The sequence below is a fragment of the Catenulispora sp. MAP12-49 genome, assembly GCF_041262705.1.
Taxonomy (GTDB): domain Bacteria; phylum Actinomycetota; class Actinomycetes; order Streptomycetales; family Catenulisporaceae; genus Catenulispora.
This window is the reverse complement of sequence record NZ_JBGCCP010000003.1, coordinates 497,601-519,680: the sequence shown is the minus strand read 5'-3', so window position 1 is coordinate 519,680 and position 22,080 is coordinate 497,601. Positions and strand designations below refer to the sequence as shown.

17 protein-coding genes and 1 pseudogene are annotated in these 22,080 nt (G+C 71.4%); 10 read left to right on the top strand and 8 right to left on the bottom strand.

Going from position 1 to position 22,080, the window contains the following annotated elements; all coding sequences use genetic code 11:
• Position 1 precedes the first annotated feature (1 nt).
• On the top strand, positions 2 to 1,456 hold the full coding sequence (locus ABIA35_RS09485) for an MFS transporter (RefSeq protein ID WP_370338035.1): 1,455 nt from the start codon (positions 2 to 4) through the stop codon (positions 1,454 to 1,456).
• Positions 1,453 to 1,884, top strand: a complete 432-nt coding sequence (locus tag ABIA35_RS09480) for a MarR family winged helix-turn-helix transcriptional regulator (RefSeq protein WP_370338034.1) — start codon at positions 1,453 to 1,455, stop codon at positions 1,882 to 1,884. Before ABIA35_RS09485 ends, ABIA35_RS09480 begins: the two co-directional genes overlap by 4 nt.
• On the opposite strand, the gene ABIA35_RS09475 is transcribed toward ABIA35_RS09480, so the two are convergent.
• Both ABIA35_RS09475 and ABIA35_RS09470 read right to left on the bottom strand, forming a co-directional pair.
• Positions 1,864 to 2,649, bottom strand: a complete 786-nt coding sequence (locus ABIA35_RS09475; RefSeq protein ID WP_370338032.1) for a methyltransferase domain-containing protein — start codon at positions 2,647 to 2,649, stop codon at positions 1,864 to 1,866. The two genes, ABIA35_RS09480 and ABIA35_RS09475, sit on opposite strands and share 21 nt — an antisense overlap.
• A gap of 120 nt (positions 2,650 to 2,769) precedes the next feature.
• Positions 2,770 to 4,233: a helix-turn-helix domain-containing protein gene (locus ABIA35_RS09470; protein WP_370338030.1), complete on the bottom strand. Its 1,464-nt coding sequence runs from the start codon at positions 4,231 to 4,233 to the stop codon at positions 2,770 to 2,772.
• A gap of 257 nt (positions 4,234 to 4,490) precedes the next feature.
• Between ABIA35_RS09470 and ABIA35_RS09465 the strand changes: the two are divergent.
• A pseudogene (locus ABIA35_RS09465) lies at positions 4,491 to 4,664 on the top strand (YegP family protein); the annotation flags it as partial.
• A 162-nt stretch (positions 4,665 to 4,826) separates the two neighbouring features.
• On the opposite strand, the gene ABIA35_RS09460 reads toward ABIA35_RS09465, so the two are convergent.
• Positions 4,827 to 7,475: a DNA translocase FtsK 4TM domain-containing protein gene (locus ABIA35_RS09460; RefSeq protein ID WP_370338028.1), complete on the bottom strand. Its 2,649-nt coding sequence runs from the start codon at positions 7,473 to 7,475 to the stop codon at positions 4,827 to 4,829.
• Positions 7,476 to 7,819: 344 nt separating this feature from the next.
• Between ABIA35_RS09460 and ABIA35_RS09455 the strand changes: the two genes are divergently transcribed.
• Positions 7,820 to 8,065 (top strand): hypothetical protein, encoded by a 246-nt coding sequence (locus ABIA35_RS09455; protein ID WP_370338026.1) that lies wholly within the window; start codon positions 7,820 to 7,822, stop codon positions 8,063 to 8,065.
• Between the two features lie 164 nt (positions 8,066 to 8,229).
• Positions 8,230 to 9,225 carry a DUF5937 family protein gene (locus ABIA35_RS09450; RefSeq protein WP_370338024.1) on the top strand — a complete coding sequence of 332 codons (996 nt, stop codon included), beginning with the start codon at positions 8,230 to 8,232 and terminating at the stop codon, positions 9,223 to 9,225.
• 356 nt (positions 9,226 to 9,581) lie between these two features.
• Here ABIA35_RS09450 and ABIA35_RS09445 read toward each other — a convergent pair whose 3' ends face one another.
• The 4 genes from ABIA35_RS09445 to ABIA35_RS09430 form a co-directional block, all read right to left on the bottom strand.
• Positions 9,582 to 11,267, bottom strand: a complete 1,686-nt coding sequence (locus tag ABIA35_RS09445) for a ribonuclease J (protein WP_370338022.1) — start codon at positions 11,265 to 11,267, stop codon at positions 9,582 to 9,584.
• A gap of 43 nt (positions 11,268 to 11,310) precedes the next feature.
• Entirely contained in the window at positions 11,311 to 12,168 is an 858-nt protein-coding gene (dapA, locus tag ABIA35_RS09440; RefSeq protein ID WP_370338468.1) for a 4-hydroxy-tetrahydrodipicolinate synthase, read from the bottom strand.
• 357 nt (positions 12,169 to 12,525) lie between these two features.
• On the bottom strand, positions 12,526 to 13,215 hold the full coding sequence (thyX, locus tag ABIA35_RS09435) for an FAD-dependent thymidylate synthase (protein WP_370338466.1): 690 nt from the start codon (positions 13,213 to 13,215) through the stop codon (positions 12,526 to 12,528).
• A 103-nt stretch (positions 13,216 to 13,318) separates the two neighbouring features.
• The gene (locus tag ABIA35_RS09430; protein WP_370338020.1) at positions 13,319 to 14,365 is read right to left on the bottom strand and encodes an ABC transporter substrate-binding protein; all 1,047 of its coding nucleotides are present in this window, start codon (positions 14,363 to 14,365) and stop codon (positions 13,319 to 13,321) included.
• Positions 14,366 to 14,791: 426 nt separating this feature from the next.
• Here ABIA35_RS09430 and ABIA35_RS09425 point away from each other — a divergent pair, with 426 nt between their 5' ends.
• The 5 genes from ABIA35_RS09425 to ABIA35_RS09405 all read left to right on the top strand — a co-directional run bounded on the left by ABIA35_RS09425 (position 14,792) and on the right by ABIA35_RS09405 (position 21,388).
• Positions 14,792 to 19,504: a nitrate- and nitrite sensing domain-containing protein gene (locus tag ABIA35_RS09425; RefSeq protein ID WP_370338018.1), complete on the top strand. Its 4,713-nt coding sequence runs from the start codon at positions 14,792 to 14,794 to the stop codon at positions 19,502 to 19,504.
• Between the two features lie 21 nt (positions 19,505 to 19,525).
• Positions 19,526 to 19,939 (top strand): roadblock/LC7 domain-containing protein, encoded by a 414-nt coding sequence (locus tag ABIA35_RS09420; protein WP_041543529.1) that lies wholly within the window; start codon positions 19,526 to 19,528, stop codon positions 19,937 to 19,939.
• Positions 19,940 to 19,997: 58 nt separating this feature from the next.
• Positions 19,998 to 20,354 carry a DUF742 domain-containing protein gene (locus ABIA35_RS09415; protein WP_370338016.1) on the top strand — a complete coding sequence of 119 codons (357 nt, stop codon included), beginning with the start codon at positions 19,998 to 20,000 and terminating at the stop codon, positions 20,352 to 20,354.
• A 15-nt stretch (positions 20,355 to 20,369) separates the two neighbouring features.
• Positions 20,370 to 20,978, top strand: a complete 609-nt coding sequence (locus tag ABIA35_RS09410; RefSeq protein WP_194897899.1) for an ATP/GTP-binding protein — start codon at positions 20,370 to 20,372, stop codon at positions 20,976 to 20,978.
• A gap of 104 nt (positions 20,979 to 21,082) precedes the next feature.
• Positions 21,083 to 21,388 (top strand): hypothetical protein, encoded by a 306-nt coding sequence (locus tag ABIA35_RS09405; RefSeq protein ID WP_370338013.1) that lies wholly within the window; start codon positions 21,083 to 21,085, stop codon positions 21,386 to 21,388.
• Here ABIA35_RS09405 and ABIA35_RS09400 read toward each other — a convergent pair.
• Positions 21,366 to 22,052 (bottom strand): flavin reductase family protein, encoded by a 687-nt coding sequence (locus tag ABIA35_RS09400; RefSeq protein WP_370357588.1) that lies wholly within the window; start codon positions 22,050 to 22,052, stop codon positions 21,366 to 21,368. The genes ABIA35_RS09405 and ABIA35_RS09400 overlap by 23 nt on opposite strands.
• Positions 22,053 to 22,080: the final 28 nt, after the last annotated feature.

Sequence of the window (22,080 nt, the reverse complement as noted above, 5' to 3'; positions counted from 1 at the left end):
CGTGCCCGAGAGCGCGCACCGTCGTTATCTCATCCTGGCCATCTGCTGTATGAGCCTGTTCATCGTCGGCGTGGACAACACCGCGGTGAACGTGGCCCTGCCCTCTATCCAGCGCGACCTGCGGGCCCCGGTCTCCGGGCTGCAGTGGACCATCGACGCCTACACCCTCACCCTGGCCTCGCTGCTGATCCTGGCCGGCTCGCTCGGCGACCGGCTCGGCCGGCGCCGCGTGTTCATGACCGGTACCTCGTTGTTCGTCGTCGGCTCGGTGCTGTGCGCGCTGGCGCCCAACCTCGGGGCGCTGGTCGGCTCGCGTGCCCTGCAGGGCGTCGGCGGCGCCATGATGAACCCGGTCGCGATGTCGATCATCACCAACGTGTTCACCGACAACAAGGACCGCGCCAAGGCGATAGGCGTGTGGTCGGCGGCGTTCGGGGTGAGCATGGCGGCCGGCCCGGTGGTCGGCGGCCTGCTGCTGAGCGCGGCCAGCTGGCGGTCCATCTTCTGGCTGAACGTGCCGATCGGGGTCGCGGCCGTGCTGCTGACCGGGATCTTCGTGCCGGAGTCCAAGGCCCCGAGGGCCCGCCGCTTCGACCCGGTCGGGCAGGTGCTCGGCATCGCGTTCCTGGCCGGCGTCACCTACGCGATCATCGAGGCGCCGCGGGTCGGGTGGGTCTCAGGGCAGACCATCGTGGTGTTCGTCGCGGCGATCGCGGCGGCGGCCGGGTTCGTGGCCTACGAGCTGCGCCGCGAGCAGCCGCTGATCGACCCGCGGTTCTTCCGCAGCCTGCCGTTCTCCGGCGCCACGCTGATGGCGGTCGCGGGGTTCCTGGCCCTGTCCGGATTCCTGTTCATGAACACCCTGTATCTCCAGGACGCCCTCGGCTACAGCGCGCTGAAGGCGGGACTGCTGACCCTGCCGATCGCGGTGGCCAGCGTCATCGTCGGCCCGCGCTCGGGACGCTGGGTCGCCAACCACGGCCCGCGGGTCCCGCTGATCGCCGCCGGCGTGCTGCTGGCGCTCAGCCCCCTGCTGCTGACCGGGCTGAGCGCGACGACGCCGGTGGCGCTGCTGCTGGTCGCCTACGCGATCCTGGGCGTGGGCTTCGGCACCCTGAACCCGCCGATCACCAACACCGCGGTGTCCGGAATGCCGCGGGCGCAGGCCGGCGTCGCGGCGGCGGTGGCCTCCACCAGCCGGCAGGTCGGACAGACCCTCGGCGTGGCGATCATCGGCTCGGTGGTGGTGGCCCGGGCGACCGGCCCGGCCCGCACCGGACTGCCGGCGGCCAGCCACGCGGGCTGGTGGATCCTGTTCGGCTGCGGCCTTGCAGTGTTCGTACTAGGTATGCTCACGACCGGTAAGCACGCGGCGGCGACGGCCGCGCGCACCGCGGCCCGGCTGACCGAGCCGGCCGAGCCGACGACCGACACGGGGATCCCCGCACTGCGATGACCGACTACCCCAGCCACGACGCGTACCGTGCGCACGCCGCGATGCAGAAGCTGGTGCTCCACCAGCGCGACGTACGCGGCGCGGTGGAGAGGGCGACCGGCCTGAGCTTCGGCCGGTCGCGCGCGCTGCGCCGGCTGGTGCACGGCCCGCTGCGGATGAGCGAACTGGCCGCCCGTCTGAGCTGGGACAAGCCCTACACCACCACCGTGGTCGACGACCTCGAGGAGCGCGGCCTGGTGACCCGCAGCGTCGCCCCGGACGACCGCCGCGCCAAGATGGTCGAGCTCACCCCCGAGGGGCACTCCGCCGCCGTGACCGCGATCCGGATCCTCGCCGAGCCGGCCCCGGGGCTCCTCCGGCTGAGCGCCGAGGAGCTGGCGGTCGTGGCGGAGCTGCTGGAGAAGGCTTCAGACGAGAGCGAGTGCTGACTCGGCGACCACGGTCACGAAGGACACGGTCGCGAAGAACGTGTCAGCTGTGAGATGGCCGAGCCAGGCGGCGGCGTCCTCCTCGGTGAGGTAACCGGCGGTCACCGCGCGCTCGGTGGTGCGGCGCAGCCCCAGGATGGTCTCGGCGGTCTGGAAATCTGTGAACACCACGGCCTCATTGCGAACAGCCCGCAGGGTGTACCCGGCGTGTGCGGCGAGGCGCGGCAGCTGCCGTCCGACGGCCTGATTGCGGTTGACGCGCTCGGCGACGTACCGGGTGAAGGCACGGCTGACCGCCAGATCGGTGTGGTCGACGGCGAGCGTGTCCCAGTCCGGCTCGGCCAGGGTGAGACGGCCGCCGGGCCGCAACACCCGATGGATCTCGCGCAGCACCGCTGCCGGATCGGCGACGTGCATCAGGACGCGATCGGCGCGGGCACGGTCGATGCTGTGATCCGCGAACGGTAGCTGGTGGGCGTCCGCGTGGCGCACCTGGACAGTCGGCCGATCAGCCATCCGTACCCGGGCGGTCGCGACCATCTGGGGATCCTGGTCGATACCGAGCACCGTTCCCGCCGGACCGGCCGCTTCGGCCAGGGCCGCGAGATCGGTCCCGGGACCGCAGCCGACGTCCAGCACGCGGTGGCCCGGTGCGATGGCGAGTGCGGTGATCAGGTCCTGCTTGTAGGAACGGGCGGCATCGGTGGCCGCGACCGCGTCCAGGTAGGACGCCGAAGCGGCGCTGGTGACTGCTGAGCTGGTCATGCTTCATCGAAACAGCGGACGGTGAGCCCGTGGTGGAGAAGCTGTGCGGGTTGTGTGCGAGTACGGACAAGGGCGGCGACCACATGGTCGCCGCCCTCATCGTTTCCCTGGAACCCGCGCTCAGCCGGCCACCTCGCCGGTCGGGTTCAGCGTCACGTGCACGACCTGGCCGTCGCCGCCGGCCGAACCGAGGTCCTTGCCGTTCAGCGTCATGTGGACCGCCGCGGCGTTGCCGAGGGTCACGCCGAGCTGCTTGGGGTCCTGGAAGCTCTGCGTGCTGCCGGCCGGCAGCATGTTGTCGAACAGGACGTGGCCGTCCGGGCCGGTCACGTTCAGCCAGCTGTCGGAGCCGACGGCGGCGATCTTGACCGCGACGCCCTTGGGCGCCGGCGGGAGCGGCGGAGGCGTGGGCTTGACCGCGACCGGCTTCGGCTTGGGAGCCGGGGCCGCGGCCGGGGCGGCCTTGCCGCCGTCGTCGCCGATCAGCTGCACGCCGGCGAACACCACCAGGCCGAGCAGCGCCACCAGCATCGCGGCGGTCCAGTTCGCCGACTTGGGATACCGCTCGATCTTGCCCGGGTCGTCCTTGCGGCGGGGCTGCGGCGGCCGAACCGATCCGGAGCCGCCCTTGCCGCCGGTACCGGCGCCGGCCGCGGCCGCCTTGCCCGCAGCGGCGCCCTTGCTCGCGGCCACCAGCGTCGCGCCCTCAGCCGCCGGCCGGATCACCCGGCTCGGCGCGCGCCCGGCGAACCGCGCCGCGTTGTCGCGCGCCGCGCTGGTCGGCACGGCGTTGGTCGGCACCGCGTTGGTCGGCATCACATTGGAGGCCGGCGCACCCGCCCGCCTGTCCGATGCCGCACCCGCGCCCGGCTTCTGTTCCTCGGCCGAGGCGGCCGGGGCCTTGGGCGCCTCGGCCCGCGACACCACGCGCGACCGTCCCCGCACCGGCAGGTCGGTCGGTACGTGCGGCGGGTGCTCTTCCAGCAGCGGCTCCGGGTCGATGCCCACGACCTTGGCGATGGCCCGCACGTGCCCGCGGGCGTAGACATCGCCGCCGCAGTGCATGAACTCCCCCGCCTCGATCTCGCGCAGCATGCCCGGCCGGATCCGGGTGGCCGCCACGACTTCCTCGATCGACAGGCCCGCGTGCTGCCGGGCCAGCGCCAGGCGCCGGCCGACGATCTGCGAGTCGGTCAGGTCCGCCGGGTCCGCCGCGGCCTCGGCGGCCTTGGCGGCCGGGACCTTGTCGGGATCCGGTGTCGACCCCGGCTCGGAGGCCGCAGCCGGCACGGCGGCCGTCGGCGCCGTCACCGGCGTCTCGGCAGCCTTCGTGCAGGGCTCGGCGGCGTCGGTCCCGGTGGCCGTGGCGGTGGCGGTGGCCCTCTCGGCGGCGACGTCGGTGGCAGTGCCGGTGCGCGCCGCAGTCCGCGCACCGACACTGCCACCAGCGCCACCACCGGCGCCTCCCGCTACCCCGCCGCCGGCGACCTCATCCCCGACGAAGCGCCCGCCGCGCAGCGCGTCCGCCTCGTCGAGCCCGACACCCGTGCCGTCCCGCTCGTCCTCAGCCCGCTGACCGCCCATGCGACACACCTCGATTCACCCGATCCGTAAGCCCGCCGGACCTCCCGCCGCGCAGACCCCCGCACAGACGGCTATGCCCCATATCGAGTGGATTGAGGCGAACCGGAGAGTGGATTCGCCCATATGTCGTATTGATAGGTCGCGCGGGTCAGTTCCATCGACTTGTCGACAGGGCACGAACGGCGCACGTGCGATGGCGCGGGGCGGCGAAGGCAGACCACCGTGAGGGGGGACCGCACTACCGAAAGGACTGGACGATGGCCGGGAAGTTCGAGGTCTACAAGGACAAGGCCGGGAAGTTCCGATTCCGCCTCAAGGCCGGGAACGGCGAGATCATCGCCGTCGGCGAGGCGTACGAATCGAAGGCGAGCGCGATCAGCGGCATCCAGTCGATCCGCGCCAACGCCGAGGCCGCCACCCTGGTCGACCTGACCGACCAGGCAAAGAACGTGCCCGCCGGGCACACGACGGGATCCGGGCACACGGTGCCGGCGGACCAGAGCATGCCGATGGGCAAGGGCATGCCCATGGGCAGGAGCACCGGACCGAAGTAGGCCCGCAGGCCGCCGGCGGGTGCGGGCAGCGCTGCCGCCCTATCCCGCCCCGGCCTCGGCCCGGATCGAGTCCAGCAGGCCCTCCAGATCATCGGGCCGCACCAGCACGTCCCGCGCCTTGGCCCCCTCCGAGGGCCCGACCACGTTCCGGGTCTCCAGCAGGTCCATCAGCCGCCCGGCCTTGGCGAACCCGACCCGCAGCTTGCGCTGCAGCATCGAGGTCGACCCGAACTGCGTGGACACCACCAGCTCCGCGGCCTGCAGCAGCAGGTCCAGGTCGTCGCCGATCTCCTCCTCGGCCACCTTCTTCGACGCCGCCTGGCCGGTGACGTCCTCGCGGTAGGCCGGGGTCAGCTGGTCCTTGCTGAACTTCACGACCGCCGCGATCTCGGCCTCCGACACGTACGCGCCCTGCAGCCGCTGCGCCTTGGAGGCGCCCATCGGCAGGAACAGCGCGTCGCCCTGGCCGACCAGCTTCTCCGCGCCCGGCTGGTCCAGGATGACCCGGGAGTCGGCCAGCGAGGAGGTGGCGAAGGCCAGCCGCGAGGGCACGTTCGCCTTGATCAGGCCGGTCACCACGTCCACCGACGGCCGCTGGGTGGCCAGCACCAGGTGGATGCCGGCGGCCCGGGCCAGCTGGGTGATGCGGACGATGGAGTCCTCGACGTCGCGCGGGGCCACCATCATCAGGTCGGCGAGCTCGTCGACGATCACCAGCAGGTACGGGTAGGGCTGGTACACCCGCTCCGAGCCCGGCAGCGGCTTGAGCTTGCCTGCCTTCACCGCGGCGTTGAAGTCGTCCACGTGCCGGAAGCCGGACTCGGCCAGGTCGTCGTAGCGCAGGTCCATCTCCCGGACCACCCACTGCAGCGCCTCGGCGGCCTTCTTCGGGTTGGTGATGATCGGCGTGATCAGGTGCGGGATGCCCTCGTAGCTGGTCAGCTCGACCCGCTTGGGGTCCACCAGGATCAGCCGGACCTGGTCCGGGGTGGCACGCAGCAGCACCGAGACGATCAAAGTATTGATGCAGGTGGACTTGCCGGCGCCAGTCGCGCCGGCCACCAGCATGTGCGGCATGCGGGTCAGGTTGGCCACGATGTGCCGGCCCTCGACGTCCTTGCCCAGCCCCACCATCATCGGGTGGGTCTGGGTGGTGGCCTCCGTCGAGCGCAGCACGTCGCCCAGGGAGACGTTCTCGCGGTCGGTGTTGGGGATCTCGATCCCTATGGCGGACTTGCCGGGGATCGGCGACAGGATCCGGACGTCGGCCGAGGCCACCGCGTAGGCGATGTTCTTGCTCAGCGCGGTGATTCGCTCCACCTTGACCGCGTGGCCCAGCTCGATCTCGTAGCGGGTGACCGTCGGGCCGCGGGTGAAGCCGACGACCTTGGCGTCCACGTTGAACTGCTTGAAGACCTCGACCAGCGCGGCCACCACGGCGTCGTTGGCCTTCGAGCGGGTCTTCGGCGGCGCCCCGACGCGCAGCATGTCCGGCGGCGGGAGCTTGTACTCGGCGTTCGGGTCCGCGCTGGCCGCGTACAGCTCCATCGCCGCCTGGACCGCGTCCTTGGGCGAGACGCCGGCCGCCGGAGCGGCGGAGCCGGCCTTCTTGCCGCCGGCCTTGCGGGTGCGGGCGACCGGGATCGTCACCTGGGTGCCGTCGTCCTCGGCCGGCACCGCGTCCGGCACGGCGTCGCCGGCCGCGGTGCCGGACTCCTCCAGCATCGGGATGAAGATCGTCGGCTCGTTCTCGACGGTCTGCTGCAGGCGCTGGTTGCGGACCTCGTTGTCCGAGGGGTCGTCCTCGGGGAGGATCCCGTACGGGTCGTCCTCCTCGGTGGCCGACGCGTCCGGGTCCTCGCGCTCGCCGAAGATCATCCAATGCAGGAACCCGCCCGCGTGCCCGCGGCCGGCGCGGATCCGCTCCGGGATCCGGTAGACCGGCGTCGCGGTGATGACCAGGACCCCGAACAGCAGCAGCAGGATCAGCAGCGGCACGGCGACGAACGAGGACACCGTCGAGACCAGCGGCGCGGAGATCGCGTAGCCGATCCAGCCGCCGGCGTCCCGCATCGCGGTGGCCCCGTCCGAGGGGTGCGGCATGTGGCCGGAGATGTGGATCAGGCCGACCGCGGCGACGGTGAAGGCCCCCCAGCCGATGGACATCCGGTTGGTGTCGGCGGCCTCCTCCGGCCGCCGGATCACCCGCACCGCCAGGCCGAAGACCAGCAGCGGCGTGAACGCGCCGACCCGGCCGAAGCCGCCGGCCACGACCGCGACGATGGCCTGCGGCACCGCGCCGGGGAACCCGTGCCACAGCGCCGCGGCCATCACTATCCCCAGGCCGATCAGCGCGAAGCCGACGCCGTCGCGCCGGTGGTCCGGGTGCAGCGACTTGGCCCCCTGCGAGGCCCGGCCGGCGCCGCGGCGCGAATTGGTGGCCAGCCTGCCGATCCCCTTCTCCAGCGGCCCGGCGGTACGCGCCGAGCGGGAGCGCGGGTTCTTCGGCGGAGGTGCGGCGGCGGGCGCGGCGCCGGACGCGGCAGCCCTGCCGCGTCCCTTTCTCGCGGCGGTGCCCTTGGCCGCCCCCGCCGATCCGGCCGACCCCGAGGAGGACTTCGCACCGGACTTGGACGCGGATGTGGCTGCCGTTGCCTTGCTGTTCTTGGAGGGCGTACGGGTGGCCATGATGACCAGGCTACCGGTGATGTCCCACCGGCACCGCCCGCCACACGCAAGTTCGCCCGCGCGTGCGAGCCGTTACCCGCCCGACGGCCGATTCCCGTCCGGGCGGCCGTTCAGGCTAAAGTAGTTCGGTCGGCCCCTTGTGGGTGCCGCGCAGTATTCGCGTGTGCGCCCTTCCCGAGCGGGTCGATCCCCCAATTCATCAGCTGGTTCGTCCGCGTCTGCACGACGCGCCGGGACTATCGAGGAGGGCCGTCGTGGCCGGTGCCAAGAAGGAAAGCAAGACAGCGCGCGCATCCGTGCGGGCCGGTGCCGGTGGTGCCGGCGGCGGGCGTGTCTTCGGTGACATGAAGCGGTTCACGCCGCTGGGTGGCGGCTTCTGCTACTTCGCCGCCGCCGACGGCAAGAACCTGCACCTGAAGGTGGACTCCGAGGAGCTGTTCGGCCTCCTGTCCGCCATCGAGGGCGCGGACCGCACGAAGATCGACGCCGAGGTGACCGAGCTGGCCGCCAAGTTCGGCGAGAAGGTCCCGGCGTGGAAGGCGCTGGCGGAGAAGCTGACCGCCGGCGAGCTCGCCGAGGCCGCCGCCTGACGCGAGGCTTCGCGCCATCACGCATAGCGAGCCCCCGACCGCACGCGGTCGGGGGCTCGCGGCGTATCATGCGAGCGACGGCAGCCGGCGGGGTCGTCGGTTGTCAGGGGGTTGCCGCACCGCCGGCCGGGGCGGGCGCGGGCTCGGCGAAGAGGGGGTGGGGCGTGGTCGGCATCCCCATGACCAGTGCCGACCTGGCGAACATCGGTTTTGAGACCTCTCCCCTGGTGAACCTGGTCCGCGGCCTGGACCAGCTGGGATCCACCCGTCCTTTACGCTCGGCGCACCGGCGCTGGCTGGCCGGGGCCCTGCGGCACGTCCCCGAACGCTGCCGGCCGCTGATGGAGCTGCTGAACGCGATCCCCAACTACGCCCCGGCCTTCCTGATCCCGGACCTGCCGCCGAGCGGGCGCCTGCACCGCGGCCTGGACGAGGAGCTCGACGCGCTGCGCGCGGTCCGCGACACCGAGCTGGCGCTGGACTTCACGATCTTCGACACCTGGGACCGCCGCCCCTCCCGGGCCTACGACGCCCTGCGCGACCACGGCGACCGGCTGATCCCGGTGCTCACCGACGCGATGCACGCGCTGTTCACCTCCTGCCTGGCCGACGACTGGCCGGACATCCGCCGCACCCTGGACGCCGACATCGGGCGCCGGGCCCGCCAGATGGCCACCGACGGCCCCGGCGCGGTCCTGAACGACCTGCATCCCAAGCTGAGCTGGGAACCCGAGCAGCTCTCGCTGGCCGTGGCCAAGGTCCCGGACTGGCGCTACGACCTGCGCGGCGACGGGCTGACGTTCACACCGTCGGTGTTCGGGCACTACGTGGGTTCGCTGATAGCCCCCGGCAGACGTTCGATCATGGCCTATCCGGTCTCGGATCTGGACGCCGCCGCCGCGCTCACCGCGGAAGGGCCGCCCCACGACGGCCTGGCCTCGCTCATCGGCCGGGCCCGCGCCGCCGCGCTGCGCGCCATCGGCGACGATCCCACGACCGGGGAGCTGGCGGTACGCCTCGGCGTCAAGTCCCCCACCGCCTCGGCCCACGCGGCCGCGCTGCGCTCGGCCGGGCTGGTCGTCACCGAACGCACCGGGCGCAGCGTCCGGCACCGGCTCACCGGCCTTGGCGCCGAACTGATAGCGGCGAACCGCCGGTAGCCCCCGCCGGCCCCGGCAGTCCGGTCCACGACGGGAATCCCATATGGCCGGGACCGCCCCGCCCGCAGGATGCGGGCCGACGATCCCGGCCACCCCCGTTACCCCCGTTTTCCCCGTTCCCCCGTACGAACCCCCGCCCCTGACCCCCCGGTGAGGTGCCGATGCTTGGGTTCCCCCTGGCCGAGGAGGCGGCTCCGCCCCACGAAGGCCGCCCCTCGTCCCGCATCCATTACAGCTCGCACCGAACGCGGCGGGCCATCCTTTCGATGCAGCACCGAAAGGATGGCCCGCCAAGACCTACCAAAGGCCCAGACCCGCTAAGGGGCCCAGCCTTGCCGGACGCCTCCGGCCCGCGCTCAGACCTCGACGACCACCGGAAGGATCATCGGGCGGCGCCGCGTGGTGTTGGAGACCCAGCGTCCGACCGCCCGGCGCACCAGCTGCTGCAGCTGGTGGGTGTCGCCGATGCCCTCGGCCGCGGCGTCCGCCAGCGCCTGCACGATCAGCGGCTTGGCCTGCTCCAGCGTCTGGTCGTCCAGCCCGAAGCCGCGGGCGGTGATGACCGGGCCGGTGACGATGCTGCCGGTGTCGGCCGACACCGCGACGAACACCGACACGAAGCCCTCGTCGCCCAGGATCCGCCGGTCCTTCAGCGAAGCCTCGGTCACCGAGCCCACCGAGCTGCCGTCGACGTAGACGTAGCCGGCGTCGACCTTGCCGGTGATGCGCGCGACGCCGTCGACGAGGTCCACGGTGACGCCGTCCTCGGCGATCACCACGCGGTCCTCCGGCACCCCGGTCTTGATCGCCAGGTCGGCCGCGGCGCGCAGGTGCCGCCACTCGCCGTGCACCGGCATGAAGTTGCGCGGCTTGGCCAGGTTGAAGAAGTACAGCAGCTCGCCGGCCGCGGCGTGTCCGGAGACGTGCACCATGGCGTTGCCCTTGTGCACGACCGTGGCGCCCCAGCGGGTCAGGCCGTTGATCACCCGGTTCACCGCGTTCTCGTTCCCCGGGATCAGCGAGGACGCCAGGATGACGGTGTCATCGCCGGTGATGCGGACCTGGTGGTCCCGGTTGGCCATGCGCGACAGCGCGGCCATCGGCTCGCCCTGCGACCCGGTGCACATCAGCACGACCTTGTCGTCGGGCAGGTCGTCGATCTCCTTGAGATCGATGATCAGGTCCGCGGGGACCTTCAGGTAGCCCAGGTCCCGGGCCACGGCCATGTTGCGGACCATGGACCGGCCGACCAGCGCCACCTTGCGGCCGTGCGCCGCGGCCACGTCGCAGACCTGCTGCACCCGGTGCACGTGCGAGGCGAAGGAGGCCACGATGACGCGGCCCTTGGCCCGGCCGAACACCCGGTCCAGCACCGGGGTGATCTCCCGCTCGGAGGTGACGAAGCCGGGCACCTCGGCGTTGGTGGAGTCCGCCAGCAGCAGGTCGATGCCGGCCTTGCCGAGCTCGGCGATGGTCGCCAGGTCGGTGAGCCGGTTGTCCAGCGGCAGCTGGTCCATCTTGAAGTCGCCGGTGTGGAACACCGTGCCGGCCGGGGTCTTGATCGCCACGGCCATGGCGTCCGGGATGGAGTGGTTCACCGCCACGAAGCGGCACTCGAACGGCCCGATCTGCTCCACGTCGCCCTCGGCGACCTGCAGCGAGTAGGGCCGGATCCGGTGCTCGGTGAGCTTGGCCTCGACCAGCGCCAGGGTCAGCTTGCTGCCGATCAGCGGGATGTCCGGGGCTTCCTTGAGCAGGTAGGGCACCCCGCCGATGTGGTCCTCGTGGGCATGCGTCAGCACCACGCCGACCACGTCGTCCAGCCGGTCCCGGATGGAGCTGAAATCCGGCAGGATCAGGTCGACGCCGGGCTGGGCCTCCTCCGGGAAGAGGACGCCGCAGTCGACGATGAGCAGCTTGCCGCCGTACTCGAAGACGGTCATGTTGCGACCGATCTCTCCGAGACCGCCGAGCGGGGTCACTCGCAGCGCGCCTCGCGGCAACGGCGGGGGTCCGGAGAGTTCCGGATGCGGATGGCTCATGCAGTTTTCCTTTGTGTTCCGCGGACCTCTGGTCCGCTCCTTGCTAGATCTTCACGCCGCCTTGGGCGAGAAACGTCTTGAGCCGGTCCTGCTGCTCCTCGGTCGCCTCGACCAGGGGCAGCCGCACCGGGCCGCCGGGCAGTCCCAGCATGTTCATTGCCGTCTTGAGGGAGATCACACCTGGCAGACTCGTCACACCGGCGTGGACCGGCAGCAGCTCCGCGTGCAGGCGGGCCGCCTCGGCCACGTCGCCGGTCAGATACGCGGCGATCATCGCGCGGATGCGCGGCGCCGCGAGGTGCCCGGACATGCTCACCACGCCGACCGCCCCGACCGAGAGCCAGGGCAGGGTCAGCGGGTCGTCCCCCGAATAGTAGGCCAGATCGGTGGCAGCGATGACCTCGGACCCGGCGACCAGGTCGCCCTTGGCGTCCTTGACCGCGACGATCCTCTCGTGCTCGGCGAGCCGCTTGAGGGTGTCGACCTCGATCGGGATGCCGGAGCGGTGCGGGATGTCGTAGAGCACGACCGGCCGCGAGGTGGCGTCGGCCACCGCGGTGAAGTGCCGGAACAGGCCCTCCTGGGTCGGCTTGTTGTAGTACGGGGTCACCACCAGCAGCGCGTCGGCGTCGGCCTCGGCCCGCCGGGCCAGCTCCAGCGTGTGAGCGGTGTCATTGGTGCCGACGCCGGCGATCACGGTCGCCCGGTCGCCGACGGCCTCGCGGACCGCCCGCAGCAGCGCCGCCTGCTCGGCGTCGGAGGTGGTCGGCGACTCGCCGGTGGTGCCGGAGATCACCAGGCCGTCGTTGCCGGCGTCCACCAGGTGTGCGGCCAGTTTCTGCGCACCGTCCAGGTCCAGGGAGCCGTCCGCCTGGAAGGGCGTGATCATCGCGGTGATCATGCGGCCGAAGGGCGCCCCGGCCGACCAGAGGGCATTGTCTGGCCAAGGGGCCGTGGCGGGCTCGGCGGGGTGCGCGTTCTGGGGCATGGCACAAAGGTACCGGCCCGCACCGGTGATCGAATATCTGGCTTTGCTTACGCGAATCCCACAGCCGCGCTGAAAGGAGCCCTGCCGGGAATCGTCGCCCCGTGGATGGACAGACCCCGTCTCCACCGCTCGGGGGTCCGGTGGGGACGGGGTCCGCCGTGCTTAACAGAGGTGTGTGTAGCGCGTTACGGGTCGGATTGGAGCGCCGGTCGTTTTTCACTCTTTAGGACTACCAAGAGTGAGCACTTCGCGACTGACAGTCAGTCAGCCCTACGGCGCGACTCGTCCGTTCGCCTGCCAGGCCGCGTAGGTCAGCGGCATCAGCTCGGCGAAGTGCTCCTCCATCTGCTCGGCCACCATCTCGATCTCGCGCTGCGGGAACGACGGGAACGTCGCGTCCTCGTGCTTGGTCCGCAGCGACAGGAAGTGCATCAGCGCGCGGGCGTTGCAGGTGGCGTACATGGAGGAGTAGATGCCGACCGGGAGCACGGTGCGGGCCACCTCGCGCGCGATGCCGGCGTCGAGCATCTCCAGGTAGGCGGCATAGCTGGCCTCGCAGGACCGGCGGACCGTCTCCTCGGCCGCCTTGTGCTGCTCCGGGCTGCCCGCCACGAACACGTACTTGCCGGGCTTGCCCTCCTGGACCAGCTTCCGGTCCGGGCCCGGCACGTAGAACACCGGCTCCAGCTGGCGGTAGCGGCCGCTCTCCTCGTTGTAGGACCAGACGCGGTGCCGCATGAACTCGCGGAAGACGAAGATCGGCGCGGCCACCAGGAAGGTCATCGACGAGTGCTCGAACGGCGAGCCGTGCCGGTCCCGCATGAGGAAGTTGATCAGACCGGCGGAGCGGGCGGGGTCGGCGCCGGCGTCCTCGAGCGACTGCTCGCCCCTGGTCGACACCCGCGCCGCCCACAGCACGTCGCTGTCGGAGGCCGAGGCCTTCACCAGCTCCACGGTCATGTCCGAGCGGAACCGCACGCTCCGCGTAGCTTCTGCACTCACCGTCCGAGCCTAACGGCGCCGACCTGTGACGACGCCGGCGCGGACGGTGCGACAGCCCCCGTCAGCTCCCGTCGACCCCGCCGCGCAGCGCGTCCGGCGGCATCATCGTGTCGATGTTGTAATACTGCGCGAGGTCCAGGCTCTGCATGAGGGTCAGGACGCGGTCCACCCGGTCGACGTTCACGGTGGTCGGGAACGTGCCGAAGCTCAAGCTAGCCGCGACTGTGGAGTTCGCCATGGTGCCGTAGTGGATCTGCATCTCGGCCATGGCCGTGGCGCGCTGCGAGGTCACGTTCTTGGCCTGGTTCAGCGCCCCGGTGAAGGCCTTGAACAGGTTGGTGTCGGCCACCGCGAAGTCCTGCTTGGCGAAGTAGCCGCCCATCGGCATGGCCTGGGTCGAGCCGCGCGTCAGGTCCAGCAGGTTGACCAGCTGGTTGTTGTTCATCGCGACGCTGTAGTACGGCTCGGCCATGACGGCCGCCAGGTTCGGGTTCTTGGTGCCGGAACCGGTCAGCTTGTCCACCGCCGCGCCGGGCGCCATGGACTTCAGGTGTGCCGCCGAGCTGGCCGCCTTGATCCGCAGGCTGTTGGCCAGGTCCGGCAGCGAGGTCATCAGCATGATCGTGGGGACCGTGTAGGCGTCGTTGGCGTCGTTGGTCCCGGAGGTCGGCACCAGGAACCCGTCGGCCGCGCTGAAGACGTTCTTGATCTGGTCCGCGCTCTTGATGGTCGTGGGATTGCCGACCAGCTGCACGCTGCCGTCGCCCGCGGTGTAGCCCTCGGCGACCAGCTGCAGCCGGTAGGCGCCGGTGGACTGGGCCAGGATCGCGTGCACGTAGTCGTCGTAGACCAGATCGACTTTACCGTCGTTCAGGGCCTGGAGCGCCGCCTGGTAGGAGGAATAGGAATCATCGATCGAGACATCGATCCCCTGGGCCTTGAAATAGCCCTTGTCGACTCCGGTGTAGATCGGCAGTGCGCCGATCTCGCCCTTGGGGATGCCTATTCGGAGATGATTTTGTTCCAGTGCTCCGTGGGACGGCATCGAGGACCCCGAGGACGTGCTGGAGCTGCACGCCGTGGCGGCGCCTACCGACGCTGTGAGCACCAGAGTCAGGACGATCGCCGAGGTCCTGCGTGAACGGGCTCGGGGTTTGGCTGATCGCACTGCGCTGCCCCCTACAGGGTTTTCGATGAAGCCGGTCGGCGCATCGTAATACATGGGCCGCCGGACCCCTACGTCACCGTTGAGATCGACTAGCACTAATGCACGAGTAAGGATACGCATATACGCGGACCCGTTGCCCGGTTTATCCACCTATAACGCATCGAACCGTACCTCTGTCAACCCCCGCCCTTGGCCTCGCTCGCTCTCCTGTGCTGGAATGCGTTGCTTGAAACCTAGAGACCGCGAGCCCCGTGTGGCGCCCCACCCGCCGCATTAGCGGCCCGGTTGCAAAGAAAGCTGTGAGGGCCAGTGCAGACTCGACCCGTGTCCCCGCGCCGTCCGCCGGCTCCTTTCCCGGAGCGCGGCGTGGGCGGGCCACCTCCCGGCGGATCCATATCCGACGCGGCCGCCGGCCGCACGGCTCCCGGCGAGCTTCCGCGCGGGGTCCGGGACGGCGTGCTGCCCGGACAACGTCCGGTCCCCACTCCGCAGGAGTCGGAGGGCGGCGGAGGCCATCAGCCACCCCCGCCGGTCCCCACCGGGCCGGCCAACCGCTTCGCCCCGCGCAACTGGCGCGTCCGCACCCGTCTGGTGGTGCTGGTCATCGTGCCGCTGGTGGCGACCATCTTCGGCGCCGCGGCCCGGATCGTGCAGCAGGTCGGCAACGTGCAGACCTACGACCACGCCAAGACCATGGCCGCCGCGGCCAGCCCGCTGTCGGACCTGATCGACGCGCTGCAGGACGAGCGCGACGTCAGCATCGAGATGATGGCGTTCCGGACGCCGGGGGCGAACCCCGATACGCTGACCAACCTGACCACCAGCATGGCCACGAAGCGCAAGGTCACCGACCGCGCCTCGGACGCCATGACGCCGGTGCTGAACAAGATCGACGGCTCCTATCCGGCCGACACCCTGGCCGCGATCGCCGACGCCAAGGCGAACATGACCGGCGTGGAGGCCCTGCACACCGCGGTCGACGGCTCGTACTCGAACCCGCTGAGCGTGTTCGGCCAGTACAACAAGGTCCTGGACAGCCTGGACAACCTCTACGAGTTCGTCGCCGCAGACGCCGGCGACCAGCAGTTGATCAACGACTCCCGGTCGCTGGCGGACCTGGGCAAGATGACCGAGACGACCTCGCGCGAGCGCGGCTTCCTGACGGTCCTGGCGGTCCGCTCCGACCCCAACCAGGCCCAGGCGAACTCGGCCCAGCTGCAGGGTCTGATCTCGGACCTGGCCTCCACCCGCACCGAGTTCAAGACCGTCGCCACCACGCCGATGCAGCAGTCGCTGAGCGACACCGTGGACGTCGGCGAGACCTACACCGGCGCGAACCAGTACCTGACGACGATCGCCGACAAACTGGCCAACAGCGACGCCAGCGACCAGGGCAACCAGCTGGTCCCCGGCAGCGTGTACGAGCAGTACAACGAACTGCTCGCCAAGTACAAGCAGGTCCGTGCCCAGCAGGCCCAGGCCCTGGTGTCGCGGGCCGACTCGCTGTCCAACAGCGCCCGCAACACCATGTACCTGAACATCGGCATCATCGTCGGCGTGCTGCTCGTGGTGTCCGTGGCCACCGCGCTGATCGCGCGCTCGCTCGTGCGGCCGCTGCGGGTACTGCAGAACACCGCGCTGGAGATCGCCGGCAACCGCCTGCCCGAGATGGTGCGCCGCCTGCGCGACGCGGACGGCAGCGAGGCCATCGAGCCGATCGCGCCGATCGCCTTGTCCAGCACCGACGAGGTGGGCCAGGTGGCCCGCGCGTTCGACGAGGTGCACCGCGAGGCGGTCCGGCTGGCGACCGAGCAGGCCATGCTGCGGAACAACGTCAACGCGATGTTCACCAACCTTTCGCGCCGGTCGCAGTCGCTGGTGCAGCGCCAGCTGCGGCTGATCGACGAGCTGGAGAACGCCGAGCAGGACCCCGACCAGCTCGCCTCGCTGTTCAAGCTGGACCACCTGGCGACCCGTATGCGCCGCAACGGTGAGAACCTCCTGGTGCTCGCGGGTGAAGAGCCCGGGCGCCGCTGGTCCCAGCCGGTCCCGCTGATCGACGTGCTGCGCGCCGCGGCCTCCGAGGTGGAGCAGTACGAGCGGGTCACCCTGCGCGACCTGCCCACCGTCGAGGTCGCCGGCCGCGCCGTGAACGACGTCGTCCACCTGGTCGCCGAGCTGCTGGAGAACGCGACGTCGTTCTCCGCCCCGGAGACCAAGGTCTCGGTCACCGGCAACCTGCTGAACACCGGCGGCGTGATGCTGGAGATCGAGGACTCCGGCATCGGCATGACCCCGGAGGAACTGGACGACTCCAACGAGCGGCTGGCCAACCCGCCGGTCGTGGACGTCGCCATCTCCCGCCGCATGGGTCTGTTCGTGGTCGGCCGGCTGGCCACCCGGCACGGCATCCAGGTCCGCCTGCGCCGCTCGGCCACCGGCGGTATCACCGCGCTGGTGCTGGTCCCGGCCGCGCTGCTGGCCGGCAACCTGTCCGACGCCCCGGCCGTCGGCGGCAACCGCGGCACCTTCGGCGACATCGCCGACACCGGCCAGCTCCCCGCGCTGACCTCCACCGGCCTGCCCCGGCGCCCCGGCGGCGCGGTGCGGGCCGAGCAGCGCGAGCTGCCCTCGCCCGAGGACTTCCAGGACGCGCCGGCGCAGCAGCCGGCCCCGCTGCCGCCGTTCGGCGGCGAGCGGGTCCCGACGGGCGGCGGCGACGGAGACGGCTGGGAGGACGTGAGCGCGGCGGCCCCGCCGTACCGCGGCACCGACGCCACCCCGCCGGGCCTGGCCGAACTGCTCGCCGAGACCGAGGCCATGTCGCAGGGCGTGACCCCGGTGATCCGCGACGGCGACCCGGGCGATCCGGGCAGCAGCGGCGCCTTCGCGCGGCCCGAGTTCGTGCTGCCGGAACCGGAGCTGGACAACCGGCTGTCCGAGGCGCTGGACGGAACCGCGACGTACGACTTCCGGCCGAACACCCCGCAGGCTCCCCCTCAGGGCATGGAGAACACCGGTCAGTTCCGAGTCCCGACGCCGCCCGCGGCGCCGCCGACCCCGCCGGCTCCCCCGAGGTCCTCGAGCCTGAACTTCAACTCCAGCTTCGACGATCTGCTCCCGAACATCCCGGAGATGGAACACACCGGGGAGTTCGCGGCGTACCGCGAGGCCCAGGAAGGCAACGACGACCTGCTCCTGCCGCCGCCGGCGAACCCGTTCGCCGCGCCCGGCCAGGCCCCGCAGGCCCCGGCCGCTGGCGGCTTCAGTGCCGCCGAACCGCTCTCCGCGAGCGGCCTGAACAACGACCTCGGCGCCGAACTGGCCGCCGGCGACCCGTTCGCCGCACCCGGCGAGGTGCGCATGACGCCGTTCGGCGGGCACCTGGACGACAGCGGCTTCGGCAACTCGGCGCAGGCTCAGGGCCCCGCGGCCCCGGCCGCCGGGCAGCCCGGCACCGAGTCGTTCAGCGGGCCGGCCTTCGAGCCGCCGCAGTTCCAGCCGCCGCAGGCTCCGCAGTTCGAGGCTCCGCAGTACCAGCCGCCGCAGTTCGAGGCCCCGCAGTTCGAGGCCCCGCAGCCCGGCGGTCAGGGCGGGACCGGCTACGGCAACGACGCGCCGTCCTTCGGCCGCCGCCCGATGGGCGAACCGCTGGCGGGCCCGGGCTTCGAGCCCCCGCAGCAGTTCACCGAGCAGCCCAGCGCCCCGACCGGTACCGGATACGGCAACGACGCCCCGTCCTTCGGCCACCGCCCCGTCGGTGAACCGCTGTCCGGTCCCGGCTTCGACGCCCAGCAGTACGGCACCCCGGCCGGCGCTCCGGCGAGCGACGGCCCCGGCGACCCGATGGCGGGCCTCAGGAATCCGTTCACCACGCCCGAGGCGCCCACCGTGGGCACGGGCTACGGCAACGACGCCCCGTCCTTCGGCCGCCGCCCCGTCGGCGAACCGCTCTCCGGCCCCGGCTTCGACGCCCCGCAGTTCGAGGCCCCGCAGTTCGAGACCCCGCAGTACGGCGGCCCGGCCGGTGCTCCGGCCGCGGACCTGTCCGGCTCCGGCTTCCACACGCCGGTCGGCGAACCGCTGTCCGGCCCCGGCTTCGACGCCCCGCAGTACGGCGAACCGGCCGCCCCGCCGGCCGCCGACCTGTCCGGCTCGGGCTTCCACCAGACGCTCGGCGACACGATGGGCGGCGCCGGCTACGCGCCCCCTGCCGGTGAGCCGATCGCCGCGCCGGACCCGCTGTCCTCCTCCGGCAGCAACTACGCCGACTACCCCGACCCGCTCACCGCACCGCTCGAGTCCATCCCGATGGACCCCGCGGCGCACGACACCTCGATCTTCAACGCGATCGAGTCCGAGTGGTTCCGGGTGCGGGCCGGCGAGGCACCGCCCGTTCCGCAGAGCGCTCTGGAAGCCGCCCCCGTGCGCCCGGCCGAACCGGTCCGGCCGGCCGTGCCGGCACCGCGCACAGAGCCCGCAGGAGACCCGCTGGCGGGATCCGGCATCGGTTTCCCGGCTCAGGCCCCGCAGGCCCCCCAGGCGCCCGCCGAGCCCGTCCAGGCGCCCGCGGGCGCGTCCACCCCGGCTCCGCCGACCGCCCCCGAGGCCGGTCCCGGTGCCCCGACCCCGCCGGCCGCGCCGGCCGCCGGCATCCCCGGCGCCACGGCCCGGCCCGCCGCACCGCACGAGGAACCCAAGGAGCCCATGAACGACGACCAAAGCTCCGCGGGCCAGGCCTGGCAGTCCCCGGGGGACGAGGGCTGGAGGGCCGCCGAAGTGGTCAAGAAGCCGGTCGCGGCCGGCCTGACCCCCAAGGGTCTGCCCAAGCGCGTCCCGCGGTCCAACCTCGTGCCCGGCTCGGCGGACGGCACCGGCGCCGCCAAGGTCGCGCCCTCGCCGATCCCGGCGCGCTCGGCCGAGGCCGTGCGTTCCCGCCTGGCCAGCTTCCACAATGGGCTGCGCCAGGGCCGCGACGCCGCCAACCCCGGCGAATCGCAGCCCTCCGATCCCGCCAACCCCACCGCGTCCGACGGCCAGGCCGCCTTCGGTGCTCCTGAGCCAGGAAAGCAGGACTGAGCAACCGTGAACGACCCCAACCTGACCCAAGCCGCCAGGAATCTCAACTGGCTGATCACCAACTTCGTGGACCGCGTTCCGGGGGTCGCGCACACGGTGGTGGTCTCCTCAGACGGCCTGCTTCTGGCGGTGTCCGACGGATTCCCCCGCGACCGCGCCGACCAGCTGGCGGCCGTGGCCAGCGGCCTGTCGTCGCTGACCCAGGGCGCCGCCCGCATCTTCGAGGGCGGCGCCGTGACCCAGACCGTCGTGGAGATGGTCCGTGGTTTCCTGTTCGTGATGGCCATCTCCGATGGTTCCGCTCTTGCCGTACTCGCTTCCTCGGATTGCGACATGGGCCTGATCGGCTATGAAATGGCCCTGCTCGTCGAACGCGCCGGCGACGTCCTGACGCCGGCGCTGCGCGCCGAGCTCCAGTCGTCGCTGCCGCGCTGAGAGGACGCCAGGTGACCCCCCTTCCCCCTGCTGTGACGAGCGACAGGAGCACGCGGCCGTGAGCAGCGCGCACGATTCCTCGCCCCTCGTCCGCCCATACGCGCTGACCAGGGGCCGCACGCGGGCCCGTTACCAATTGCCCATCGAGGCGTTGGTATCCACGACGGACAACGGACGATCGCGCCTCCCCGGCCGCGAGCCGGAGCACCAGCGCATCTGCGAGCTGTGCGTCGAGCTGAAGTCGGTCGCCGAGGTCGCGGCGCTGATGCGGATGCCGCTGGGGGTGGTCAGGGTGCTGTTGGGCGACATGTCGGACGCCGGCCTGGTCACGATCCAGCAGCCTGGCGAGTCCGACAGCGGCCAGCCCAACCTCGCGCTCCTCGAACGAGTCCTCATCGGGCTCCGCAATCTGTAGAAAGGAGGCCGTGCAGTGAACTACTCCCCTTACGGACAGGCGCCCGAGCCGCAGCCCGCGGTGGGCCCGACCACGTCGGTGAAGATCGTCGTCGCCGGCGGCTTCGGCGTCGGCAAGACCACCTTCGTCGGCGCGGTCTCGGAGATCGCCCCGCTGACCACCGAGGCCGTGATGACCGCCGCCTCCGAGGGCGTGGACGACCTGACGGTCGTGCCCGGCAAGGTCACCACCACGGTGGCCATGGACTTCGGGCGCGTCTCCCTGGACCGCGAGCTGATCCTGTACCTGTTCGGCACCCCGGGCCAGAACCGCTTCTGGTTCATGTGGGACGACCTGTGCCGCGGCGCCATCGGCGCGGTGGTGCTGGTGGACACCCGCCGCCTGGCGGACTGCTTCTCGGCCATCGACTACTTCGAGGACGCGGGCCTGCCCTACATCGTCGGCGTGAACTGCTTCGACGGCATGCTCACCCACGAGGTCGCCGACGTCCGCGAGGCGCTGTCGATCCCGCCGGATGTGCCGGTCGTCACGTGTGACGCCCGCAGCCGGGAGTCCACCAAGCTGACCCTGATCCGCCTGGTGGAGCACGCCATGTCACGCTTCGCGGCGGCGGCGGCATCCTAGGTAGGCGACGATCGCATAACGGCCGAGGGCGGCACCGGATCCCGGTGCCGCCCTCGCGCTTATGCTCCTTGCGACCCCCGATGTCCGAATTAGGCAGGTTGCGCATGTCCGGGACGATAGCTCTCACTCGCCGCAGCGGATTCCAGCTGCGCCCGCGGCCCTACCGGGTCTGGATCGACGGCGTAGCGGTCGGCCGCCTGGCGCAAAACGGCGCGGCCGAGTTCGTCGTCGAGCCCGGTATCCACCTGGTGGAGATCTCCCTGGACGGCATGTACTCCACGAAGGTCTCGGTGGACGTCCGCGAGGGCGCGACCCGGCGGCTGCACTGCGGCGCGCACGGCCCGCTGGCCTTCAGCGCGTTCGGACTGCTGCTCCCGGGTCTGGCGATCAAGCTGACGCTGACCCACTGAGCGCGGGCTCTACCACAGCATCGGCACCGTCCGTCACTGGAAGGTTCCGCAGGGTATGCGGCATCTTCCAACCGGCCGCCAGCCGCGAGGAGTGCACCGGCTGTCCGCCGCCGAAGAACTCGCAGAACTTCATGATCAGCGGGTCCCACGCTTCCGGGTCGATGTAGTGCGTCCCCGGGATGACCAGCTTCTCCTCGACATGCGTCCGGAGCACTTCGACCTCGAACGCGGCCAGGTTCCCCGAGCCCACCGGGTGCGCCACGGTCAGCCGGCACTCCATCTGGATCGGGCACTCCAGGATCCGCGGCGGGGAGACCAGTTCGGAGGGCTGCTCCGTCAGCCCTGCCAGCCCGAACTTGTCGCGCTCGGTGCGGTAGCCCTGCTCGATCCGGTAAGGCGCGATCTCCTTGCGCCCGGTGGTCATCGCGATGCGGTCGACATACGCGACCATGTCGGAGGACGGCAGGTTCAGGACGCACTCGCCCTCGCGGGCGATGTTGGCGGAGGTCTGTGAGGAGTTCCCCAGACCCAGCATGGCGTTTCCGTCGAGCCACCACGCCGAGGACATGGGGGCGATATTGGGGGTGCCGTCCTCGTTGCGGGTCGTGATCAGGACGACAGGGGTTCCGAAGTAGAGGACTTTGATGCCTGGAACTGTGTGCATGCCTCAATCGTCGGCCGCCGGCGCCCCT

Excerpts from the sequence above, each read along its gene's own strand:
- ABIA35_RS09480 (WP_370338034.1), top strand. The coding sequence starts at position 1,453 with ATGACCGACTACCCCAGCCACGACGCGTACCGTGCGCACGCCGCGATG.
- ABIA35_RS09475 (WP_370338032.1), bottom strand. The coding sequence starts at position 2,649 with ATGACCAGCTCAGCAGTCACCAGCGCCGCTTCGGCGTCCTACCTGGAC.
- ABIA35_RS09470 (WP_370338030.1), bottom strand. The coding sequence starts at position 4,233 with ATGGGCGGTCAGCGGGCTGAGGACGAGCGGGACGGCACGGGTGTCGGG.
- ABIA35_RS09460 (WP_370338028.1), bottom strand. The coding sequence starts at position 7,475 with ATGGCCACCCGTACGCCCTCCAAGAACAGCAAGGCAACGGCAGCCACA.
- ABIA35_RS09455 (WP_370338026.1), top strand. The coding sequence starts at position 7,820 with ATGAAGCGGTTCACGCCGCTGGGTGGCGGCTTCTGCTACTTCGCCGCC.
- ABIA35_RS09445 (WP_370338022.1), bottom strand. The coding sequence starts at position 11,267 with ATGAGCCATCCGCATCCGGAACTCTCCGGACCCCCGCCGTTGCCGCGA.
- dapA (WP_370338468.1), bottom strand. The coding sequence starts at position 12,168 with ATGATCACCGCGATGATCACGCCCTTCCAGGCGGACGGCTCCCTGGAC.
- thyX (WP_370338466.1), bottom strand. The coding sequence starts at position 13,215 with ATGACCGTGGAGCTGGTGAAGGCCTCGGCCTCCGACAGCGACGTGCTG.
- ABIA35_RS09405 (WP_370338013.1), top strand. The coding sequence starts at position 21,083 with ATGTCCGGGACGATAGCTCTCACTCGCCGCAGCGGATTCCAGCTGCGC.
- ABIA35_RS09400 (WP_370357588.1), bottom strand. The coding sequence starts at position 22,052 with ATGCACACAGTTCCAGGCATCAAAGTCCTCTACTTCGGAACCCCTGTC.